Here is a 21208-nt window from a genome sequence, read left to right on the forward strand (position 1 = left end):
GCGATCCCGCGCAAGCGGGCGAGCGCTATCGTCAAGGAGGACATGCTGGCCGCTGAGCGGGATGGCAGCTTTTGGCGATCAATCCCGGCGATCGAGAACGGCACTCCAGGGCCGAGGCAATCGCGATCATGGAGTACCTGATGGCCCGCCGCGGGGCGAACAGGGCAGGGGACCGCAGTGAGGTAGATGCTGCCGCCTTAGCCATCGCGTGCACAGACCGGAGCGCCCTCACTCCGCGATTCAGCAATTGCGATGGGGAGGGACGCCGGATCAGTCCACCCGGTTCGAAGAGCGAGATCGCTTTGGCTCTCGGCACCAGTACAGATGATAAGGCGGCACGTTGAGCCAACGCCGGCGCCGTTTCACTCGTGTGAAGACTTTGCGAAGTGACGGTTCGATCGCCCGACGCACCTGATAAGCGAGGAACTCACCGTCGTCGTTGAGAAGGCGCGCGGCATCCTCCACAATTCTTGCCCTGTCGGGCTTCTCCAACGCGGAGAAGGGGAGGCCAGAGAGAATATAGTCTACCCGTCCGACCACGTCGTGCCCGAGGATAGTCTGAGCTTTGAGGGCTGAACCAGTATGGACCGTAAAGCGAGGATCATCGATCGTCTGGCGAAGATGGTCGGCAAGCCCGTTTTCACTTTCGATCGCGATCAGCTGAGCGTCGCGTGGCAGGTGCGCAAGAATATAGCGGGTAAACTCTCCTGTGCCGGGGCCATATTCGACGAACAGACGCGTTTTGGCCCAGTCGACCCCTTCTAGCTGGCGCTTGATGGTACCCGCCGAGGTGGCAATGGGCGAGCCGACTGAAAGGGGTGCCTTGGCGAACTCCTTGAGGAACGTCGTCCAATGCGTTGAGCCACCATTCCCGCCCTGCGACGTGCTCGCCATGGCATATATCCTCCCGAAATCTTCAAGAACAATGTGATCGAGCGCTGTCCGTTCCGGGCTTGGCATTTTATTGGATGCGAGCAGTCGGTTAGGCCGTGTCAGCATTGAGGCGGATAAGATAGAGATGTCGCCCTCGGGCACGGGCCTCGGCGAGAGACGAAAGGGCATATTTGTGAAAGCCGTTATTTTCCAGGCGCTCCACACGCCGCTGGCGTTCGAGGATGTTCCTGATCCGACGCCGGGCGAGGGTGAACTGGTGGTCAAGGTCGGGCGCTGCGGGATTTGCGGCAGTGATCTGCATATGACGCAGGATGCCGCTTATGGATGCAAGCATGGCGATGTGCTGGGCCATGAGTTCGCCGGCGAGGTGGTGGCGCTGGGTCGGAACACGCAAGGGCGCAAGGTCGGCGAGCTCGTCTCGGTCATCCCGCTCAAAAGCTGCGGCGACTGCGAACATTGCCGCAAGGGCGAAGTGCAGTGGTGCGCGTCATTCGGGCTGCAGGGCGGCGGCTATGCCGATTATGCCGTCACGCGCCCAAACCAGTGCGTGCCCCTGCCTGCGGGGCTGACGCTGGCGGATGGCGCCATTATCGAGCCGCTGGCCGTAGCCCTGCACGGCGTGAACCTGTCGGGCCTGAAAACCGGTGACAAGGTACTGGTGTTGGGCGCAGGGCCGATCGGGCTTGCGGTGGCCTTCTGGGCCAAGCGGCTCGGGGCCGCCAAGGTGGCAGTGCAGGATATCTCCACCGCGCAGCAGCAGCGCGCGCACGAGATGGGCGCGGACGTGTTCGTGGTGGACCCGCAGAACCCGGTCGAAAGTGCCGTGCAGGGTCTGGGCGGCATGGCCGACATCGTCTTCGAATGCGTCGGCGTGCCCGGCCTGATCGCGCAAGCCGTGGACCAGGTGCGTCCGCGCGGCACGATCCTGTTGCTGGGCCTGTGCACCAAGCCGGACACGTTCAACTCCTTCGCCATGCTCGGCAAGGAAGTGCGCCTCGTTACCAGCGCCTTCTTCACCGTGCAGGAATATGAGGCCGCCCTTGCCGCGCTGGAACAGGGCGCCATCGCGCCCCGGCTGATGGTCACCAGCACCATTGCGCTCGCCGATACGCCCACGGTCTTCGAGGCGCTCAAACAGCGCGGCGAGCAGTGCAAGGTGCTGATCGCGCCGGACGTCTAGGCCCTCGGCGCCCTAACCCAGCGTCAACGGTCAGCCGTGAGGATGGGGTGGTTCTGGCGCAGTTCATCGAGCAGGCTCTCGACCTTTGCGATATCGGAGGTCGAACCGGTCGCATCGACCATCCAGTTGCAATGGGGATGGGTCCTGAGATCGTAAATCCGGATCGGACCGACGACCTTACGCCAGCGTTGGCGAGTGCCGCCATGGTCACGGACCAGTCGTGCAATGAGAATATCGGCCAGCTGAGATTGGGTCATGGCGCTGCCTATCTCTTGGGGCGCGGCCCGCGCAAGGGAGGAGTGAGCACCTGATCCGCAGCGCTGTCCCGCGTCATGGGCGCCACGCGGCGACCAGCTTCCCCGGATCATGAGCGCGAGCACAGCGGTCGTCTCGTCCATCACGGCGACAGGCGCAACCTACCGCATGTGCTCGATCAGAAAGTCGACAAAGACGCGCACGCGGGCCGGAAGATTGGCGCCGCCGACGAACACCGCATTGATCTGCTCGACGTCACCGGGGTTGTAGTCTTCCAGCAGCGGCACGAGCGTGCCGTTGGCGATCTCCTGCGCGACGCTGAAGGCGCCAACACGTGCGATGCCGACGCCCTGCGCAGCGAGTTGACCGAGCGTTTCGCCATTATTGGCTTCAATGCTCCCCTTCATCGCCAGGGAGAACGCCTCCCCGTCGCGCATGAAGGGCCAGACTGGCTCACTGCGGCGAAAGTTGAAGTTCAGGCAATTGTGGCCATGCAGATCCTCCGGCACGCGCGGGGTCCCGGCCCCTCCCAGATAATCGGGTGAGGCGATGATGACGCGGCGGCTTTCACCCAGCCTGCGCGCAGTCAGGCCGCTGTCGGCGAGCGGACCGAAGCGGATCGCAACATCGGCCTGCCCCGCCGCGACATCGACCAGCGCATCAGTCAGCGCGATGTCGACCAGAATATGGGGATAAGCCTGCGCGAAGCGGCCGAGCAGCGGCACCACGCATAGCCGCCCGTGCGACAGCGCCGCGCTGATCCGCAGGCGTCCGCGCGGCAGGCCCTGATCGGCGATCTGCTGCTCGCTATCGTCGAGATCGGCAAGGATGCGCCGTGCGGCTTGGAGATAGGCGAGGCCTTCCGCCGTCGGGGTGAGCGCCCGGGTCGAGCGGAGCAGGAGCCTGACGCCCAGTCGCGCCTCGATCCTGTCGACCGCGCGGCTCACGGCCGAGGGTGTCAAGCCCACCGCGCGGCCGGCGGCGGAAAAACTGCCTCGATCGATCGCCGCGACGAATATCTCCATGGCGCGCGCGCGATCGCCACTCTCAATAACTTTTGCGTCCATAGCAAAGATCCTTGGCTCGAATGCGCACTACAACAGCGGGGCGCTGCGGTCCATTTATGAGTGGAAATCGCAATCGAAGGATCGAGCATGGATTATCGGCAACTAGGGCGCTCGGGTTTGCGCGTGTCGGCCCTGAGTTTCGGCGCCGGGACGTTCGGCGGCGAGGGGCCGTTGTTCAGCGCCTGGGGACAGAGCGATGCTGCCGAAGCGCGGCGGCTGGTCGATATCTGTCTCGATGCGGGCGTGACCCTGTTCGATACCGCCGACGTCTATTCGAACGGCGCGTCGGAAGAGGTGCTGGGGTCCGCAATCAAGGGGCGGCGCGATGCCCTGATGATCTCCACCAAGACCGGCCTGCCGATGGGCGAAGGGCCGCAGGATTGGGGCGCCTCACGGGCACGGCTGATCCGCGCGGTGGAGGATGCGTTGCGGCGTCTGGGCACGGATTATATCGACTTGCTGCAACTCCACGCGCTCGATGCGTCCACCCCGGCGGAAGAGGTCATGGGCACGCTCGATAGGCTGATTGCGGCGGGCAAGCTGCGCTATGCCGGTGTCTCCAACTATCCAGGCTGGCAGGTGATGAAGGCGCAGGCCGCGGCCGAGCGCCATGGCTGGCCGCGCCTTGTCGCCCATCAGGTCTATTATTCGCTGATCGGGCGCGCCTATGAGTGGGATCTGATGCCGCTCGCCGCCGACCAGGGCATCGGCGCGCTGGTGTGGAGCCCGCTCGGCTGGGGACGGCTGACCGGGAAGATCGGGCGCGGCCGACCGATCCCCCCGGGCAGTCGTTTGAATGAGACAGAGCAATTCGCGCCGCCGGTTGCGGAGGACCATCTCTATCGCGTGATCGACGCGCTGGAGGCGGTCGCAGCCGAAACCGGCAGATCCGTGCCGCAGGTCGCGATCAACTGGCTGCTGGGCCGACCGACCGTCTCCTCCGTCATCATCGGTGCCCGGAATGAGGCCCAGTTGCGTGAAAATCTGGGCGCGGTCGGCTGGGCTCTGACGCCCGAACAGATTGCCGCGCTGGATGCGGCCAGCACCGTCATGCCGCCCTATCCGCATACGCCCTACCGCCAGCAGGATGGCTTTGCCCTGCTCAATCCCCCCATGGTCTGACGGGAGTGAACCCTTTGAAACTGAATCCCGGCATCACCGCACTGGCGATCGGCGCGTTCGGCATCGGTGTGACCGAGTTTGCACCCATGGGTCTGCTCCCGGTCATCGCCGGCGATCTTGGCGTGTCGATCCCGACCGCCGGCCTGCTCATCAGCGCCTATGCGTTCGGCGTGATGCTGGGCGCGCCATTGATGACCCTGACCACCGGCCGGGTACCGCGCCGCACGCTGCTCATTGCGCTCGCCGGCATCTTCACGCTCGGCAACCTGTTGGCTGCGATCTCGACCGGATACGGGATGCTGCTGGCGGCGCGGCTCGTCACCTCGCTCAACCACGGCGCCTTTTTCGGCGTCGGGGCGATCGTGGCCGCGGGCCTGGTTCCGCCAGAGCGCAAGGCTGGTGCAGTCGCGGCGATGTTCATGGGGCTGACCATCGCCAATGTCGTCGGCGTCCCGCTCGCGACCTGGGCGGGCGAGCATCTGGGTTGGCGGATGTCGTTCTGGGGGATCGCCGGACTGGGCGTCGCCACCATCGCCGCGCTGCGGCTGACCCTGCCGATCTTGCCTGCGCCCCAAGGCGGCAATGCCATTGCCGAGCTGCGCGTGCTGAAGCGCGGCCCGGTGCTCGCCGCACTGGCGCTGACCGTGATCGGATCGAGCGCCATGTTCACCGTGTTCACCTATATCGCGCCCATCCTGCGTGCAGAAACGCATGCGTCGCTCGGCTTCGTGACGGCGATGCTGGTGACCTATGGCGTCGGGCTCACGGTGGGCAACTGGCTGGGCGGCATCTTCGCGGATCGCTCGGTCGATCGCACATTGATGGTGACGCTCGCCGGGCTGGCGCTGGTGCTGGTTGCGTTCGCGGTCCTGATGCCGTTCGCCGCGCCAACCGCGATCCTGATCTTTCTCTGGGGCGTTGCAAGTTTCGCGCTCGTTCCGCCGCTTCAGGTCCGGGTGATGGCTGCCGCAGCGGATGCGCCCAATCTGGCGTCCGCTGTCAATATCGGCGCCTTCAACCTCGGCAACGCGATCGGCGCCGCCATCGGTGGCGGTGTGATCGCTGCGGGACTTGGCTATCGCGCTGTCGCCCTGGCAGGGGCCGGCGCCGCAGTCATCGGCCTGATCGCCGTCGTGGCCGCGGTGTGGACATCGCAGGCCCCCCAACGTCAGGAACCGAAAATTTGCGATGCTTGAACGGTGTTGAGACGCAACCACCTCTCTGCCACGGAACGGTCATTCCGGCAGAGCACTTGCTTATCGCCGGCCGTCTATTCATGCTTCGGGCACGATCATGTGATGGAGCGGCCGATGGCAGGGCATCGTATCTATTCAGTCAGTGTCGCAAGCGTCTATCCTCTCTATGTCGCCAAGGCAGCCAAGAAAGGGCGCACAAAGGAAGAGGTGGACGAGATCTTGCGCTGGCTGACGGGGCACAGCCAAGAGTCCCTCGATAGCGTGCTGGCCGCCGGCACCTCATTCGAGGACTTCTTTGCAACCGCCCCCTGTATGAACCCCGCGCGTTCCCTGATCACCGGCGTCGTCTGCGGGGTGCGCGTCGAGACGATCGAGGAGTGCACCATGCGCGAAATCCGCTATCTCGATAAACTGATCGACGAACTCGCGAAGGGCAGGGGGATGGAAAAGATCCTGCGCGGATAGAATGATGGAGAAAGCCGCACCGCTGTACGCGCGCGCGGAACTGGCTCCTGCGGCCTCCGTTTCCAAAGCAGAAACGGAGAAGACACATGGAAGAACACAACCCTCGACAAAAGCCGGAACGGGATCGGTCCATGCCGGACGGCAGACCCGAGCCGTCCAACCCCTCGGTCGTCCCGAACACCGATAAGCCACAAGGTCGCGAGCGCGATTATATTGAGGATGGCCAGCGAAAGGCCGAGCGCGACGAAAAGCAGATGCGGGATGCAGGTTTTGGTTCCGAGATAGGCGCCGAATAACCTAGCAGCACTTGCCTCCGCCAGCGCCCCCATAGCGCGCCTGCTCACGGTTACGGAAAAACTCGGTCCGCGTCATCGGTTTGGCCTGGGGATGGTGGCGCGCCATATGGGCCAGATAGGCCTCATAAGGCGGTTGCCCGACCATCAGGCGCGCGGTGGCGCGCAGCCGGTGCCACAGGCCGCTCATTCCGCAGGGACCATCTGGGCCGGGGCTTCATGCGCCGTCGGCTCGGGATTGCGCAGGCTCGCCAGACAGGTCCGGATGGTGAAGAAGAGCAGCGAGAGCACCACGGCGACAAACAGCGCGCAAAGACCGGCATCGATCCGATCATTGAAGATAATCGCGTTCATCTCTGCCATGGATTTCGCCGGGGCGAGAACTTCGCCCCGCGCGGCGGCGTCCGAAAAGCGCCGGGCATGTGCGAGGAAGCCGACGGCCGGATCGCTCGACAGGAGCTTGAGCGCGCCGGCGCTCAGCGTGCAGACCAGCAGCCAGAGGGTGGGGACGACCGTCACCCAGGCGAAGCGGTGCTGCTTCATGCGGAACAGAACCACCGTGGAGAGCATCAGTGCGACAGCCGCGAGCATCTGGTTGGAGATGCCAAACACCGGCCAGAGCGTGTTCACGCCGCCCAGCGGATCGGTGACGCCTTGATAGAGGAAGAAGCCCCAGCTGGCCACGCACAGACCGGTCGCGATCACCCCTGGCAGCAGGGCGTTGCCCGCGCGGAATGAGGGGACGGCAAGGCCGATCAGATCCTGCAGCATGAAGCGGCCGGCGCGCGTCCCGGCATCGACGGCCGTCAGGATGAACAGCGCCTCGAACAGGATGGCGAAATGATACCAGAACGCCTTCATCGCCGGCCCCCCGACGACATGGCTGAAAATCTCGGCCATGGCGACGGCGAGGGTCGGCGCGCCACCGGTTCGCGAGACGATGCTGTGCTCACCGACATCGCGGGCGGTCTGGGCCAATGTGTCGGCTGAGACCGGAAAGCCCATGGCGGTGACCGCGGCCGCTGCGCTCACGGGATCGCCGCCGGTGATCGCGGCCGGACTGTTCATCGCGAAATAGATGCCCGGATCGAGGATCGAGGCGCCCACCAGCGCCATGATCGCCACGAACGCTTCCATCAGCATCGCACCATAGCCGATGAAGGGCGCATCGGTTTCGGCCGCGATGAGCTTGGGCGTCGTGCCGCTGGAGATGAGCGCATGGAAGCCCGAGACGGCGCCGCAGGCGATGGTGATGAACAGGAAGGGGAAGAGGCCGCCCGACCAGACCGGACCGCCCCCGCCGACGAACTGGGTCAGCGCCGGCATCCGCAGCGGCGGGGCCATGACGACGATGCCGATCGCCAGCGCGGCGATCGCGCCGATCTTGAGAAAGGTCGACAGATAATCGCGCGGCGCCAGCAGCAGCCACACCGGCAGGATGGAGGCGACGGCGCCATAGCCGATGAGGATCCAGCAGAGCTGCGTGGGCGTGAAGGTGAAGATCGGCCCCCAGACGGGAGAGGCGGCGACCGATTGCCCGTACATGATGGCGAGCATCAGCCCTACGAAGCCGAGCAGCGAAACCTCGCCAATGCGGCCCGGGCGGATCCAGCGTGTGTAGATGCCCATCAAGAGGGCGAGGGGGATCGTGGCGGCGACAGTGAACATGCCCCAGGGGCTCTCCGCCAGTGCGCGCACGACGATGAGGGCGAGCACCGCGAGGATGATGACCATGATCAGGAAGGCGCCGGCCAGCGCGATCGTGCCGGCGACCGGCCCCATCTCCATGCGGACCAGTTCACCGAGCGATTTTCCGTCGCGCCGCATCGAGATGAACAGCACCATGAAATCCTGCACCGCGCCGGCCAGCACGACGCCGAAGATGATCCAGAGCGTGCCGGGCAGATAGCCCATCTGCGCCGCGAGCACCGGGCCGACCAAGGGGCCGGCGCCGGCAATGGCCGCAAAATGATGGCCAAAGAGGACGCGGCGATCCGTGGGCACATAATCCAGCCCGTCGCCCCGGTACTGGGCCGGCGTGGCGCGAGCAGGATCGAGCCGCATGACGTGCCGGGCGATGTAGAGCGCATAATAACGATAGGCGACGAGGAAGATACTGACCGCGGCAATGACGATCCACAGCGCGTTGACCGCCTCGCCGCGTGCCGTGGCGACGATGCCGAGACAGACGGCGCCGATGATCGCGAGGATGATCCAGAAAATATGCTTCACCATGTCCGCCCCTAACATTCCATCCTGGATTCGCCGCAATGCCCACTGCGCGCATGAGCTGTCGTAGGCGTCACGTACACGCTTTCCAAGCCGGTCCCGCAAGCTTGCGCGAGGGTGACCGCGTAAAGCCTGGCGCGTGATGCGAAAACCTCCACCGCTGCTCACGTCGACGAGCACGGTATGCCTGCTGCCCATCTCGATAACGGGGCATCGCTCTCGCCACCTCCAGCGGCGCGCAAATCATCCTTGTGCGTGAAGAGCTCATTTCAAATAAGCGGTTACGTCGTGGCGTCTGGGTGGTAAGGGACGGATGATGCGCAAGCTTCTCCCTTTGCTCGCCTGCCTGATGCTGGTGCTTTCCGGCTTCGCGGGCATGGCGCACGCTGCTGAAGCGGTGGGCGGGAGCGTGCTTGGCGCCGAACTTACGGTCCACGCACCGGGTGATGGCGACGAGGTGCCTGCGGACAGCGACAATGGACTGCCGCATCATCACAATCCCTGTCACGGACATCATGTTGGAACGCCTGCAACGATCATCGGGTCACAGGCGAGCCTGGTGACAAACGATCCCGAGCAGCGCCATTTGCGCGCGCCGCTGCCGGATGCCCGCGGCGGCGTCTTGCCAAGGCCGCCCCAAGCCTGACGGTTTCGCCGGCCGGCACATGCCGGCCTGACGATCAGCTGTCAGGAAGAATCACTCATGAAGAAATTGCTCGCGGCGATGCTCGCCGCAGCGTCCTGTGCCTCGGCGGCGCAGGCGCAACAGGGGCGCGTATCGGCCGATGCTGCGGCGTCGATCCTCACGCTTGAACAGGCCATCGCCGGAGCGGGCGGCGCTGCACCGTCAACCGACGCTGCCAAAGCCGCTATCGAAGCCGCCCGCGCCAACCGCATGGTTGCGGGCCTGCGTCCCAACCCCTTGGCGCAGGCGCAGGTCGAGAATGTCGTCGGCACCGGACTATATAGGGGGCTCCAGAGCGCGGAGACGACGATGGGCGTGACATTGCCCATCGAACTCGGCGGCAAGCGCAACGCGCGCGTTGCTGTCGCCACCGCGCAACTTTCACGTGCGGAATTGGAGGCAGCAGTCGTCGCGGCCGATGTCCGCCTTCAGGTCACGTCGCTCTATGTCGAGGCGATCGCGGCGGAAAGACGGCTCGCAACCGCCCATGACCAGCTCAGGATCGCGAACGATGCCCTGCAAGCGGCACGGGTGCGCGTGCAAGCCGGCCGTGCTTCACCGCTTGAAGAGCAGCGTGCGGATCTCGCCAGGATCAACGCGGCGGCGAGCCTGGAACGCGCGGCCCGGCTTGCGGATGTCGCCCGGCTGAACCTCGCACGACGGCTTGGCGGTTCGATTGATGGTGCGCTGGACATCGGGCTGCTGGACCAAATTCCGACAGCATCCTATGGCCCGACGATCGCGCCGTCAGCGTCCGGCACGCTCACGCTTGCGGCAGCCGACGCCGATCTTGCCGTCGCCGATGCCGGCATCCGTCTGGCGCGCGCCAATCGTGTGCCCGATCTTAATATCGGGCCGGCGCTCCGGCGTCTGGAAGCGACCAACGACACCGCCGCGGCTTTCGCCATCTCGATTGCAATCCCGCTGTTCAACAACGGGCGGGCGGCGGTGGCGCAGGCAAGTGCCGAGCGCACAAGGGCTGAGGCGCGGCGGCGCATGACGGCACTCGATGTCGATCAGGCGATTGCCGAAGCGCAAGCTGAAGCAGCCAATGCCGAAACGACCGCACGCGCGGCCGCCGGTCCGGCGCTTGCGGCCGCGCAGGAGGCGGCCCGTATCGCACGGATCGGCTATCGCGAGGGCAAGTTCAGCCAGCTCGACTTGCTCGACGCCGAGCGCACGCTCGCGGACACCCGCGTCGCTGCGATCGATGCCCTCGCCAATTATCACAATGCCCGTGCGCGGCTGGAGCGGCTGACCGCTCCCGCGCCTCAAGGGGGAAACCAGTCATGAAGAAAATCCAGCTTGCGGGCGCATTGTCGCTCGCGCTCATATTGGCTGCCTGCGGTGACGGCGCTTCGACGAACGAGACCGCGCCCGAGCAACCCAAGGAAACCGGTCATGCGGATGAAGGCGTCATCACGCTCTCGGTCGAACAGATCGCGGCGGCAGGCGTGCAGGTTGCCGTTCCGCTGATCGGCGGCGCCGGCACGATCGAACTGCCCGCGACGATCGATGGCAATCCGCAGGCGACACAGGTCGTCTCGGCGGCGATCGCGGGTCGTGTCGTCGCGCTTAACCGCAATCTCGGCGAAAGCGTTTCCCGCGGGCAGACGCTTGCGGTGATCGAGAGCCGCGAGGCGGCGCAGCTCAAGGGGGCGGTCGAGGCGGCCCGGGCACGGCTCGCCCTCGCCAATTCCAATCTCGCGCGCGAGCAAAGGCTGTTCTCTCAGCGCGTTTCACCTGAGCAGGATCTGATCGCGGTGCGAACTGCGGCAACCGAGGCGCGGATCGCACTCACTCAGGCGCAAAGCCAGGTTTCGGCAACTGGGGGCGGTGGGGGCGGGCTCAATCGCCTCGGCATCGTTGCTCCCCTCTCAGGGCAGGTGATCGCGCGACCGGTGGTGCTCGGTCAAACAGTTGCGGCTGACGCCGAGCTGTTCCGGGTCGCCAATCTGTCGAAAGTGTCGCTAACGCTCAGCCTCAAGCCCGAGGATGCGGGCCGCGTCCGACCTGGGGTGCCCGTGACGGTCACCGCAGCAGGACGCTCGGCGATCGGGCAGATCAGCTTCGTATCGCCAGCGCTCGATCCACAGACAAAACTGGTGCCGGCGATCGCATCGCTCGACAATGGCGGCGGCGTATGGCGCGTAGGCGAGGCGGTTACCGCGTCGGTGCAACTGGCTGGCGGTGGCGACGGTCCCGCCTCTGTACGCGTGCCCTTGACGGCCGTGCAAACGGTCGAGGGGAAAACGGTTGTGTTCGTGCGGACGGCAACAGGCTTCAGGGTCACGCCGGTGCAGCTTGGCGATCCCGCCGGCGACACCGTGCTCATCCGCTCCGGGCTTTCAGGCCGTGAGCGGATCGCCACCACCGGAAGTTTCACGCTCAAGGCCGAACTCGGCAAGAGCGAAGCAAGCCATGAGGACTGAACCATGATCGCCCGCATCGTCACATGGGCCGTGGAGCAGCGTTGGCTTGTCCTCGCTCTCACCGCCGTTGCCGCCGTCATCGGCGCCTATTCCTTGTCCCGCCTGCCGATCGACGCCGTGCCGGACATCACCAACAATCAGGTGCAGATCAACGTTCGTGCGCCCGCGCTCTCGCCTGAACTGGTCGAGAAGCAGGTGTCGTTTCCGATCGAAACGGCGCTCGCCGGTATTCCGGGTCTTGAGTACACCCGTTCGCTGAGCCGCAATGGCTTTGCCCAGGTCACGGCCGTATTCACCGACGCGACCGACATCTATTTCGCGCGTCAGCAGGTCGGCGAACGCCTTGAAAGCGTGAAAGAGAGCCTGCCCGGCGGTGTCAGCCCTGAAATGGGGCCGATCGCGACGGGGCTTGGCGAGGTCTATATGTGGACGGTTCGGCTCGACCATCGGCCCGACGACAAGCATCGGCCCGGCGAGCCTGGCCAGCAGCCAGACGGCAGCTACATCACGCCCGAAGGGCAACGGCTGACGAGCGAGGCCGATAAGGCCACCTATCTGCGCACCACGCAGGACTGGATCGTCACGCCGCTCCTGAAGAATGTGCCCGGCGTCGCCGGGATCGATTCGATCGGCGGCTACGCCAAACAATATCTCGTCGTTCCCAATGTCCAGAAACTGGCATCAATGGAGCTAACCCTGACCGACCTCGGCACGGCGCTCGAGCGCAACAACTCCAGCGTCGGGGGCGGGTTCGTCAATCGCGGTGGCGAAGGTCTCGCGGTCATATCGGACGCGCTGATCCGCAACGAAGCGGAACTGGCGCGGACAGTCATCGCGATCCGTAAGGGCGTACCGATCACGCTTGACCAGGTCGCCACGGTGCAGACCGGACAGGCGGTTCGGATGGGATCAGCCTCGGAGAACGGCACCGAAGTGGTGGTTGGCACGGCGATCATGCGGATCGGTGAAAACAGTCGCACCGTGGCGACCGCGGTTGCCGACAGGCTGCAGGAGATCAACGCATCCCTGCCCCCCGACGTCGTCATTCAGCCGGTGCTGGATCGGACGGTACTGGTGAACTCGACGATCAAGACGGTCGCAAAGAATCTCAGCGAAGGCGCGCTTCTGGTCATCGTCGTCCTGTTCCTGCTGCTCGGCAACTTCCGGGCGGCCCTGATCGCTGCGCTGGTCATCCCGATCACGATGGTGCTGACCGGTTTCGGAATGCTGCGCGTCGGCGTCTCAGCCAATCTGATGAGCCTGGGCGCGCTCGACTTTGGCCTTATCGTTGATGGCGCCGTCATCATCGTTGAGAATGCGCTCAGGCGTATCGCCGAACAGCAGCATCATGAGGGCCGCCTGCTCACAGTGCAGGAACGGCTCGGCAATGTCGGGAGCGCGGCGCGCGAAATGATCCGTCCCTCTGTGTACGGCCAGGCGATCATCATTCTGGTCTATGTGCCGCTGCTCACGCTCACCGGGGTGGAAGGCAAGACCTTCGTGCCGATGGCGCTCACGGTCATCATCGCGCTCGCCTTCGCCTTCATCCTGTCGTTGACCTTCGTGCCGGCGATGATCGCGATCTGGCTTTCGAAGAAGGTTGAGGAAAAGGATGGCCGGATCATCTCCTGGTTGAAGGCGCGGTACGAACCGGGCCTCGATCGGGCGATGAAGATGCCTTCGTTCACCATCGGAGCGGCGCTTGGAAGCCTTGCGATCGCGGCGGCGGCATTCCTCTCGCTGGGGCAGGTGTTCCTGCCACAGCTCGATGAAGGCGACATCCTGATCCAGGCCCTGCGGATCCCGGCGACATCGGTCCAGCAAAGCCAGGCGATGCAGGTGCCGCTCGAGCAGATGATGTCGCGTCAAAAGGAGGTGAAGTTCGTCTTCTCCAAGACAGGCACGGCGGAACTGGCATCCGACCCGATGCCGCCCAATGCAACGGACATGTTCGTGATCCTCAAGCCACGAGACGAGTGGCCCGATCCCCACCTGACCAAGGCGGCGCTGGTCGAGCGTCTAGAAGGCGAGTTGGGGAAGATTCCCGGAAACGCCTATGAGATCACTCAGCCGATCCAGATGCGCTTCAATGAGCTGATTGCCGGCGTCCGCGGCGATGTCGCGGTCAAGGTTTTCGGTGACGATTTCGCATCGATGAACCGGGTAGCCGAGCAAATCGCTTCGGTTCTGCGAAGGACGGAAGGCGCGACCGACGTAAAGGTCGAGCAGACCACCGGCCTGCCGATGCTCGACATCCGCGTCAATCGCGATGCGATGGCGCGGCTCGGCGTGACGGCGCAGGACGTGCAGGACACCATCACCGCCACGATCGGCGGCCGCACGTCAGGCATGATCTTCGAGGGTGATCGACGCTTCCCGGTGGTCATCCGCCTTTCCGAGGCCCAACGTGCCGACCTTGGCGCACTGGCCCAGATTCAGGTGCCGGTCGCTGGGGGCGCCTATGTCCCCCTGTCGAGCGTGGCGACGATTGCGGTGGTCGACGGGCCAAACCAGATCAGCCGCGAGAACGGCAAACGCCGCGTCGTTGTCCAGGCCAACGTCCGGGGCCGCGATGTGGGCAGTGTCGTTGCAGACGCTCAGGCAGCGATTGCGAACGAGGTGCGCTTGCCTGCGGGCAGTTATCTCGAGTGGGGCGGGCAGTTCGAGAATCTCGCTTCGGCAAGCGAGCGGCTGAAACTTGTCGTGCCGGGCTGCTTCGTCATCATCCTGTTGCTGCTCTACGGTGCGCTCGGCAATGTTCGGGACGCGGCGATCGTTTTCACCGGCGTGCCCTTCGCGCTCGTCGGCGGCGTGTTGCTGCTCTTCCTGCGCGGGATGGACTTCTCGATCTCGGCGGCGGTGGGGTTCATCGCGCTGTCGGGAATCGCGGTGTTGAACGGGCTGGTCATGGTCAGCTCCATTCAGGATCTGATCGGCAAGGGCATGAGCCGCGCCGAGGCAGCACGAACAGGCGCGATCCAACGCCTGCGGCCGGTCGCCATGACTGCGCTGGTCGCAAGCCTGGGTTTTGTGCCCATGGCGTTTGCCAGCGGCTCCGGAGCCGAGGTCCAGAAGCCGCTGGCGACCGTGGTGATCGGCGGCCTGATATCCGCAACGCTGCTGACGCTGTTCGTTCTTCCGACACTCTATGCCCGCTTTGGACAACGCGCTGTCCGGCGGCGCGGTCATCCGATGACCTCGGACAAGCGTCACCCGCTCTTGTCAAAGCCGGTTAGTCAGACGCGCGAATGATGTGCATTTGAGGTGGTCCGAATGGTCATGTGACGCGCCGCAAGGAAGAAATGCCAGGCGGGCCATACCATCGCTGCGAGGCATCCCATGATCACCCATTGCGTGGCCTGGGATGTCGCGGAGCGGCATGCGCTGGCCACTTCCGGGGCGCTCCCGGCGGCGGCCGCGCCGCCGGGGCACGCGCTCGAAAAACTACCTTGCCCAACGGCACCGAAGAGATGAGCTGCCAGCAGATCGATCCCCATGCCGGCGAGCAGCGGGCCGAAACCCATCGCGATCAGACTGAGGCAGAAGCTCGCGATGACCGATGCAGTCGCCCGGCCGTTTGGCCCGACCGTGCTGTGCAGCATGGCGTAGGAAGGCGCGAGATAGGTCGAGTTGACGACGGATGCGAGAAACAGGATCGCCGCGAGGCCCTGCCAGCTGTTTTGCGCATAAGCCGCAACATATAATGGCGCGCTGAGCGCAACGCCGATGGCAGGCACCCACATGATCCAGCGGTCGTCAAAGCGGGATGCCCAATGGACGATGAGCCCGCCTCCCAGCGTCGATATGGCCGATCCGAGCATGAAGGTCAGCGCGATGATCACGCCCAGTTCCGTGTAGCCCAGGTCGAACCGGCGGATCATGTAGGGGCCCATGAAGGTGACATTGGGCGCGCCGACCAGTCCCGCAGCCGTCAGAGCAATGATCACATTCCGGGCAATGGGCGATTTCCATAACGTCATCGCAACTTCGAACAGGGACCCGGCGCTGGGCAACGTCCGCGCGGATGCCCGCTCAAAGCGGCCCCGTTCGGGCTCCTTGATAACCATCCAGGTCAGCAGGGCTACCAGCAGGCCGGGCAGACCCACGATCAGCATCGCGCTGCGCCATCCCCAATGGTCCATGACGAAGCCACCGATCACGACGCCGGCAAACCCGCCCAGCGGTAGGCCCAGCCCGAAGATCGACATCGCACGCGTTCGCGCCTCCGGCGGGAAGAGATCACTGACCAACGAGTGTGAAGCGGGCAGGCAAGCCGCTTCACCGACACCGACACCGGCTCTGAACAGGCAAAGCTGCACGAAACTCGTCGCGAGCCCGCACAGCGCGGTCATGATCGACCAGAAGGCCACGCAGAGGGACAGGATCAACGTCCGGTTTCCCCGGTCGGACAGGCGCGCCATCGGAAAGCCGACGACGACATACAGGAGACTGAAGGCAAAGCCGGTGAGCAGGCCAAGCTGCCAGTCCGCGAGGCGCAACTCTTCCTTGATCGGCTGGGCGAGGATCGAGAGGATGAACCGATCGAGATTGTTGAGCAGATAGACGAGCAGCAGGATGGAGAGCGCGATCCATGATGCACGCGTGGCATCCGGGCGGCTGGTCGGCCCGTTCAGATCGACCGCCTCATCCGCCGCTGATTCGGCTGGCCTGCCAGAGCTCATTGCCTCGTCCCAACTCTTATCCTGATATCTGCCATACCGATGTGTCGCTCAGGCCTTTGGGGGCACACCCTCCATATGGTCCGTTTCCCCATCGAGCTTACCAAGCGCTTTGCGGGAAAAGGCGATGATGTCACCATAACGCTGCTCCCGCACCTTGTTGACCCATTCGGGGTCGCTAATCTGCCCGCGCCCGACAGCGACAAGGTCGAAGTCGCTCCGCTGCAGACCCTGGTCGAGAAGAGCGATGCTCGCCTGTACATCGGAGTGCGATTCCAGGCCCTGAGCCGTTTCCATGATGTCCGTGCTCAGTCCGACGCTGCCCACGGCGATGACCGGGAGTCCGCTCAGTTGCCTGACCCAAGCGGCCAGCGTCTTGTCGCTCTCCGGCCAGGCAGCCTCCCAGAAACGTCGCGTCGACACGTGGAGAATATCGACTCCTGAGTCCCGCAGCAGCGAGACGAATAGCGCCAGCTCCTCTGGCGTCTCGGCGATCCGCGCCTTGAGATCGATCTCCTTCCACTGGGAAAAGCGAAAGGAGATGATGAAATCTTCCCCGCAGGCTGCACGTACGCTTCGCGCAATTTCGGCAGGATAGCGCGCCCGCTCGGGCAGCGACTGGCCACCATAGCGATCCGAGCGGCGGTTGGTTTGCTCCCACAGAAACTGATCGAGAAAATAGCCGTGCGCGCCGTGCAGTTCTATGCCGTCTGCCCCGGCCTTTTGCGCGAGAAGCGCGGAGCGAACGAAGGCCTGTTTGATTTCCTCGAGTTCCTCAAGCGTCGCCGCCCGACCACGCGGTCGGTCCGCCGCCATCAATCCGGATGGGCTGAGTGTCGGCGTGACGACCACCCCGTCTCCCAGGTCCTCATCCTTGCGCACGGCGCCCTCATGCCAGAGTTGCAGGAGAATGTGCCCGCCTGCCGCGCGCACTGCCCCAACGCACTGGCGCCAGGCCTCGAACGTGCCTTCGTCCAACCGGCTGAAAACAGCCGACCGTGTCGCGCTGGGGTGATCGACCGCGACCGACTCCGTGATGATAAGGCCCGCGCCACCCTTCACGCGCCGCACGTAGTAATCGGTGAGCGTATCGGTCGGCGCGCCGTCGACGCTCCATCCGCGTTGCATGCCGGGGAGGACGAAGCGATTGGCGAGTTGCCGCCCTTTCAAAGTGAACTGGTCGAAGAGGAGGGAGGACTGATCCGTCATGCGGTTGCGCCTCGCATCGATGATAGCTGGCCTGCCACGATCAGTAGCGCCATTTGACCGTCGCGCCGAAGGTGCGCGGCGGATTGAGCAGCACCAAGTCGCCATTTGCGGACGGCTGGAAGGCCGCGATCTGCGCCTTGTCCTCGATGTTCCTGACGAACGCCGAGATCTGCCACGCGCGATTGGGGGTTTCGAAGGTCAAGCTCGCATTGGAGCGCAAGTAGCCATCCTGATAGGAGCCGGGGGCGTTGCTGTTGGCCACGAAATGTCCCGTCACATATTTGCTGTCGATGCCGAAGGTCAGGCGGGCGCCGCTGTCGAAATCGAACCGGTGCTCGTAGGCGCCACCTAGCGTGAAATCGGGCGCGGCCTGGATCTGCTTGCCCGACAGGTTGGTCGCGCCAATGATATAGGTATCAAAGCGGGCATGGAGCCAGGTGGCCGCTAGCGACAGGCGACCCGCGGAGGAAACGGCGACCTCGGCCTCCAGCTCGCCGCCGTACATCGATGATTTCTGCGAATTGGTCGTCTGGATGAAGAAGCCGGGAATGGCGGCGTCGCGGATCACCTGCAGCGCCTGGAAATCCTTGTAATCATAATAGAAGACTTCGCCGTTGATCTGGAGGCGGTTGCCGAGCAGGCGGTTCTTCGACCCCAATTGATAGGCAGTAATCGTCTCGGGCCGGTAGGAGCCGGTGAAGCCAGGCAGTTGCGGAACCTGATTGATGCCGCCCGATTTGAAGCCGGTGCTGACCGTCGCGTAGACCAGCGACGTCTCGGCCAGATCGAGCTCTGCCCCGGCTTTCCAGGTCCATTTGCGGGTCCGGAAATTCTGCAGGATCGGCAGTTCGGTGGTGGAGGTCGGCGAGATGGTGCGGACCACACCCGTCGCGGACTTCTCCTCGTCGGTATAGCGCAGCCCGCCGATGACCCGCAGCATGGAGGCGAGGGGCACGGTGACTTCGCCGAACACCGCTTTCGAAGTCGTCACCAGATGCGGATCGCTGGAGAAGTAGGGGATCTCGTCCTGATTGAAGGTCTGTGAGGCCGGCCCGGTCTCGCGTGCGTAAAAGCCGCCGAGGAGCCATTTGAAAGGCGACTGGGCAGGCGATGCGAGGCGCAGCTCCTGCGTGAACAATTTGCTGCGCACACCCTGGATAAAGCCTGAGGACGACGTGCCCAGCACCTGCGTCTGCCGGGCGAGGAAGTCGTTGTCGCGGTAGCCAGTGAGCGAGGTGAGCGTGGCCCAGGGGAGCGTGAGATCAATCTGATTATAGACCGACCAGCTATCGCTATGATTGAAATCCGCGAGGTTGCGTCCGCTCAGCCCGGTATAGGGGCGGAAAGGGCGGCCGGCGCACAAAGCGCTGGTGGTGTTGGGCGGGCAATAGTCCCAACCCGCGCCATCGTTGCTCAGCTTGGAGCGGTCGGCACTGAGGACGATCCTTAGTTGATCGCTGGGCTGGACCAGTAGACGCGCGCGCCCGACCCAATCAGCGGCATTGCTGTACCCATCGGGATAGAAGCCATCGCGCCTGTTCGAGCCGAACGCGAAACGGATCGCGGCCTTTTCACCCATGGGCACGTTCAGCATCGCCTCGGAACCGAAGGTCGCATAATTGCCCGCAGTCAGCGCGATATTTGCCTGCACTTGCCCCAGCACCGGTTCGTTGGTCAGGAAGTTGATCGCGCCGCCATTTGAGTTGCGGCCGTAGAGCGTGCCCTGCGGTCCACGCAGAGACTCCACGCGCGCGATGTCGACCAGAACCGGGGGATAGGCCTGGGGATGGGCCAGAAAGATGCCATCGACCGTATATGCTATGGCGGAATCGACGCCGGCCTGCGTGCTGAACGTGCCAACACCGCGCACGGTGACGATCGGCGTGCTCGTCGCTGTCTGGAATTCCACAGCGGGCAGCCGGCTCTGCAGGTCCGTCAACCCGGTGATGCCGGCCCGCTCGAGGGCGCCGCCGCCGATCACCGACACGGCAACAGGTGCGTTCTGCAACGTCTCTGCCGTCCGACGCGCAGTGACGACAATGTCCTCGATCGTTGCCGATGGTTCGCTCGGTCCCGTCTGCGCCATCCCCGGCGTCGCCACCAAGGCCGTCAGCACGCAAAAACCGGACAGACTGTCAGAGCCCTTCCACATATCCTCGCCCTCTTCATTTCGTTGTTTTGTGGCGAGCAGACTTAATTGGCCGCAGCCAGGCCGTCTTTCCGATTTCCGCAGTGGATTTTTGAAATTTGGAAGTGCGGGTCGGTTCTGAGTCTAGACAGTGCGGCCATATCGCAATTGCCGTGGCGAAACCCCGGCATAGGACCGAAAGCTGGTGCTGAACTGACTGCTGCTGTTGAAGCCACACTCCAGCGCAATGTCGGTGATGGATCTGTCCTGCCAGGCTGGCGATTTGAGGAGCGCCTCTGCTTGTTGGAGCCGGAAATTCCGGATCATCCGGGCGGGTGACTCTTCAACCTGGCAGATGAGGTGCAGGTAGCGCGTGGATATCCCGAGCGCGCGCGCAATATCCGCCGCTGAAAAATCGGGATCGCTGAAGTTTCGTGCGATGATCTCGCGAATGCGCAGCACATCGGCGCTGCGCTTGTGCAAGCCAGGGCTATGGTCATCGGCTTTGACGGGACGCAGAGTATCAAGGAAGCCGTCCACCAGCTTCGTGCTGATCGAAGGAAACTGCGCCAACCCAATGCATGATCGAAGCGCAAACATGATGTCGCGCGCTGCGAGCCCATTGGCATCGGGCAAGACAGTCGCTGCTGTGCTCAGATGAACCGGCTCCGGAACATGGCGCGCGACCATCCAGTGAGGCAGAACGAGTGTAAGATGCCGCGTGTCGCCAAGGCTGATCGTCCTGATTGGATCGTTCGTATTGATGACAACGAGTTTATGTTCAGGGATTTCCTGTATTTGGCCATCGCCTCGGCCGATCCAGGTGGGACGGTTCGCGATGTAGAAGCAGAATTTCGCAGCGCGATTGTCGGAACCGCCGCCGCTTATGACCTCGAAACGCTCGGGCACCAGCCAGTCAAAGAGCTGGATTTCGCTCTGACTGTTCGTGGTCGCGGCCACGATGACAGGCCGATGTGGCGTGCCGACATATGTCGCCGCCTGATACAAGGCAAAGCCACTGTTCCACGACCCATTGATTGGCGAAACTGAAATGTTCTGTGCCATGATGGTATCAAGATGTCATGCGATGCGCATTCCGCATAGTGTCAATGCGTGGGGTCGCTCTTTGCGTGACCTACCCGGCTTGACTGGTCCCCGGTACATGTGACCCCCAGTGGGCCGGTCATAGGAGAACCCTTGGACAGCGCGCCCGCGGGTTGTCCTCAGTTTTAACAGTTCAACATAGCCGACATTTCACCGCGCGAAACGGCCCGTGAGGACCTGCCCTCGTTCATGAAGCTGGCTTGCGCCATGAGCCTGAGATCGGCGGCGGTTAAAATCGAAGCGCACGCTGTCGGTTGCGGTTGCGGTTGC

Annotated in this window: 18 protein-coding genes; 9 read left to right on the top strand and 9 right to left on the bottom strand. The window is 64.0% G+C overall.

Annotated elements, in window-relative coordinates:
• Nucleotides 1–270: 270 nt before the first annotated feature.
• Entirely contained in the window at nt 271–894 is a 624-nt protein-coding gene (locus tag M2332_RS12410; protein WP_264574277.1) for a class I SAM-dependent methyltransferase, read from the bottom strand.
• Between the two features lie 172 nt (nt 895–1066).
• On the opposite strand from M2332_RS12410, the gene M2332_RS12415 reads away from it, so the two are divergent.
• Nucleotides 1067–2074, top strand: a complete 1008-nt coding sequence (locus M2332_RS12415) for an alcohol dehydrogenase catalytic domain-containing protein (protein WP_264574278.1) — start codon at nt 1067–1069, stop codon at nt 2072–2074.
• 23 nt (nt 2075–2097) lie between these two features.
• On the opposite strand, the gene M2332_RS12420 is transcribed toward M2332_RS12415, so the two are convergent.
• Nucleotides 2098–2331 carry a hypothetical protein gene (locus M2332_RS12420; protein ID WP_181560687.1) on the bottom strand — a complete coding sequence of 78 codons (234 nt, stop codon included), beginning with the start codon at nt 2329–2331 and terminating at the stop codon, nt 2098–2100.
• 159 nt (nt 2332–2490) lie between these two features.
• A complete protein-coding gene (locus tag M2332_RS12425; RefSeq protein WP_264574279.1) occupies nt 2491–3396 on the bottom strand; it encodes a LysR family transcriptional regulator in 906 nt (301 codons plus the stop codon).
• An 87-nt stretch (nt 3397–3483) separates the two neighbouring features.
• Here M2332_RS12425 and M2332_RS12430 point away from each other — a divergent pair, with 87 nt between their 5' ends.
• From M2332_RS12430 to M2332_RS12445, 4 genes are all read left to right on the top strand, one after another.
• The gene (locus tag M2332_RS12430; RefSeq protein WP_264574280.1) at nt 3484–4518 is read left to right on the top strand and encodes an aldo/keto reductase; all 1035 of its coding nucleotides are present in this window, start codon (nt 3484–3486) and stop codon (nt 4516–4518) included.
• A gap of 14 nt (nt 4519–4532) precedes the next feature.
• Nucleotides 4533–5714 carry an MFS transporter gene (locus M2332_RS12435; RefSeq protein ID WP_264574281.1) on the top strand — a complete coding sequence of 394 codons (1182 nt, stop codon included), beginning with the start codon at nt 4533–4535 and terminating at the stop codon, nt 5712–5714.
• Between the two features lie 114 nt (nt 5715–5828).
• Nucleotides 5829–6179: a DUF2200 domain-containing protein gene (locus tag M2332_RS12440; protein ID WP_264574282.1), complete on the top strand. Its 351-nt coding sequence runs from the start codon at nt 5829–5831 to the stop codon at nt 6177–6179.
• Nucleotides 6180–6265: 86 nt separating this feature from the next.
• Nucleotides 6266–6475 (top strand): hypothetical protein, encoded by a 210-nt coding sequence (locus M2332_RS12445; protein ID WP_264571338.1) that lies wholly within the window; start codon nt 6266–6268, stop codon nt 6473–6475.
• Nucleotide 6476: 1 nt separating this feature from the next.
• Here the strand turns inward: M2332_RS12445 and M2332_RS12450 are convergent, their stop codons facing one another.
• Complete coding sequence (locus M2332_RS12450; protein ID WP_264571337.1) at nt 6477–6662, bottom strand: YbdD/YjiX family protein; 186 nt, start codon at nt 6660–6662, stop codon at nt 6477–6479.
• Nucleotides 6659–8707: a carbon starvation CstA family protein gene (locus M2332_RS12455; RefSeq protein WP_264574283.1), complete on the bottom strand. Its 2049-nt coding sequence runs from the start codon at nt 8705–8707 to the stop codon at nt 6659–6661. The genes M2332_RS12450 and M2332_RS12455 overlap by 4 nt, the downstream gene beginning before the upstream one ends.
• A gap of 310 nt (nt 8708–9017) precedes the next feature.
• Here M2332_RS12455 and M2332_RS12460 point away from each other — a divergent pair, with 310 nt between their 5' ends.
• The 4 genes from M2332_RS12460 to M2332_RS12475 are packed head-to-tail and all read left to right on the top strand — an operon-like array spanning nt 9018 to nt 15070.
• Complete coding sequence (locus M2332_RS12460; RefSeq protein WP_264574284.1) at nt 9018–9347, top strand: hypothetical protein; 330 nt, start codon at nt 9018–9020, stop codon at nt 9345–9347.
• Nucleotides 9348–9404: 57 nt separating this feature from the next.
• On the top strand, nt 9405–10679 hold the full coding sequence (locus M2332_RS12465; protein WP_264574285.1) for a TolC family protein: 1275 nt from the start codon (nt 9405–9407) through the stop codon (nt 10677–10679).
• Complete coding sequence (locus tag M2332_RS12470; RefSeq protein WP_264574286.1) at nt 10676–11818, top strand: efflux RND transporter periplasmic adaptor subunit; 1143 nt, start codon at nt 10676–10678, stop codon at nt 11816–11818. Before M2332_RS12465 ends, M2332_RS12470 begins: the two co-directional genes overlap by 4 nt.
• 3 nt (nt 11819–11821) lie before the next feature.
• On the top strand, nt 11822–15070 hold the full coding sequence (locus M2332_RS12475; protein ID WP_264574287.1) for an efflux RND transporter permease subunit: 3249 nt from the start codon (nt 11822–11824) through the stop codon (nt 15068–15070).
• Here M2332_RS12475 and M2332_RS12480 read toward each other — a convergent pair.
• The 4 genes from M2332_RS12480 to M2332_RS12495 form a co-directional block, all read right to left on the bottom strand.
• Nucleotides 15055–16500: a spinster family MFS transporter gene (locus M2332_RS12480; protein WP_264574288.1), complete on the bottom strand. Its 1446-nt coding sequence runs from the start codon at nt 16498–16500 to the stop codon at nt 15055–15057. The two genes, M2332_RS12475 and M2332_RS12480, sit on opposite strands and share 16 nt — an antisense overlap.
• Before the next feature lie 48 nt (nt 16501–16548).
• Complete coding sequence (locus M2332_RS12485; protein WP_264574289.1) at nt 16549–17706, bottom strand: 12-oxophytodienoate reductase; 1158 nt, start codon at nt 17704–17706, stop codon at nt 16549–16551.
• A 40-nt stretch (nt 17707–17746) separates the two neighbouring features.
• Nucleotides 17747–19858, bottom strand: a complete 2112-nt coding sequence (locus M2332_RS12490) for a TonB-dependent receptor (RefSeq protein WP_264574290.1) — start codon at nt 19856–19858, stop codon at nt 17747–17749.
• 120 nt (nt 19859–19978) lie between these two features.
• On the bottom strand, nt 19979–20899 hold the full coding sequence (locus M2332_RS12495; protein ID WP_264574291.1) for a helix-turn-helix transcriptional regulator: 921 nt from the start codon (nt 20897–20899) through the stop codon (nt 19979–19981).
• Between the last annotated feature and the right edge of the window lie 309 nt (nt 20900–21208).

Origin of the sequence: Sphingobium sp. B11D3A (assembly GCF_025961695.1) — a bacterium.
Taxonomy (GTDB): Bacteria; Pseudomonadota; Alphaproteobacteria; order Sphingomonadales; family Sphingomonadaceae; genus Sphingobium.

What these genes read in the sequence shown, in the direction of transcription:
- M2332_RS12410 (WP_264574277.1), bottom strand. Translation starts at nt 894, where the DNA reads ATGGCGAGCACGTCGCAGGGCGGGAATGGTGGCTCAACGCATTGGACG.
- M2332_RS12420 (WP_181560687.1), bottom strand. Translation starts at nt 2,331, where the DNA reads ATGACCCAATCTCAGCTGGCCGATATTCTCATTGCACGACTGGTCCGT.
- M2332_RS12425 (WP_264574279.1), bottom strand. Translation starts at nt 3,396, where the DNA reads ATGGACGCAAAAGTTATTGAGAGTGGCGATCGCGCGCGCGCCATGGAG.
- M2332_RS12430 (WP_264574280.1), top strand. Translation starts at nt 3,484, where the DNA reads ATGGATTATCGGCAACTAGGGCGCTCGGGTTTGCGCGTGTCGGCCCTG.
- M2332_RS12440 (WP_264574282.1), top strand. Translation starts at nt 5,829, where the DNA reads ATGGCAGGGCATCGTATCTATTCAGTCAGTGTCGCAAGCGTCTATCCT.
- M2332_RS12445 (WP_264571338.1), top strand. Translation starts at nt 6,266, where the DNA reads ATGGAAGAACACAACCCTCGACAAAAGCCGGAACGGGATCGGTCCATG.
- M2332_RS12450 (WP_264571337.1), bottom strand. Translation starts at nt 6,662, where the DNA reads ATGAGCGGCCTGTGGCACCGGCTGCGCGCCACCGCGCGCCTGATGGTC.
- M2332_RS12455 (WP_264574283.1), bottom strand. Translation starts at nt 8,707, where the DNA reads ATGGTGAAGCATATTTTCTGGATCATCCTCGCGATCATCGGCGCCGTC.
- M2332_RS12460 (WP_264574284.1), top strand. Translation starts at nt 9,018, where the DNA reads ATGCGCAAGCTTCTCCCTTTGCTCGCCTGCCTGATGCTGGTGCTTTCC.
- M2332_RS12465 (WP_264574285.1), top strand. Translation starts at nt 9,405, where the DNA reads ATGAAGAAATTGCTCGCGGCGATGCTCGCCGCAGCGTCCTGTGCCTCG.
- M2332_RS12470 (WP_264574286.1), top strand. Translation starts at nt 10,676, where the DNA reads ATGAAGAAAATCCAGCTTGCGGGCGCATTGTCGCTCGCGCTCATATTG.
- M2332_RS12475 (WP_264574287.1), top strand. Translation starts at nt 11,822, where the DNA reads ATGATCGCCCGCATCGTCACATGGGCCGTGGAGCAGCGTTGGCTTGTC.
- M2332_RS12480 (WP_264574288.1), bottom strand. Translation starts at nt 16,500, where the DNA reads ATGAGCTCTGGCAGGCCAGCCGAATCAGCGGCGGATGAGGCGGTCGAT.
- M2332_RS12485 (WP_264574289.1), bottom strand. Translation starts at nt 17,706, where the DNA reads ATGACGGATCAGTCCTCCCTCCTCTTCGACCAGTTCACTTTGAAAGGG.
- M2332_RS12490 (WP_264574290.1), bottom strand. Translation starts at nt 19,858, where the DNA reads ATGTGGAAGGGCTCTGACAGTCTGTCCGGTTTTTGCGTGCTGACGGCC.
- M2332_RS12495 (WP_264574291.1), bottom strand. Translation starts at nt 20,899, where the DNA reads ATGGCACAGAACATTTCAGTTTCGCCAATCAATGGGTCGTGGAACAGT.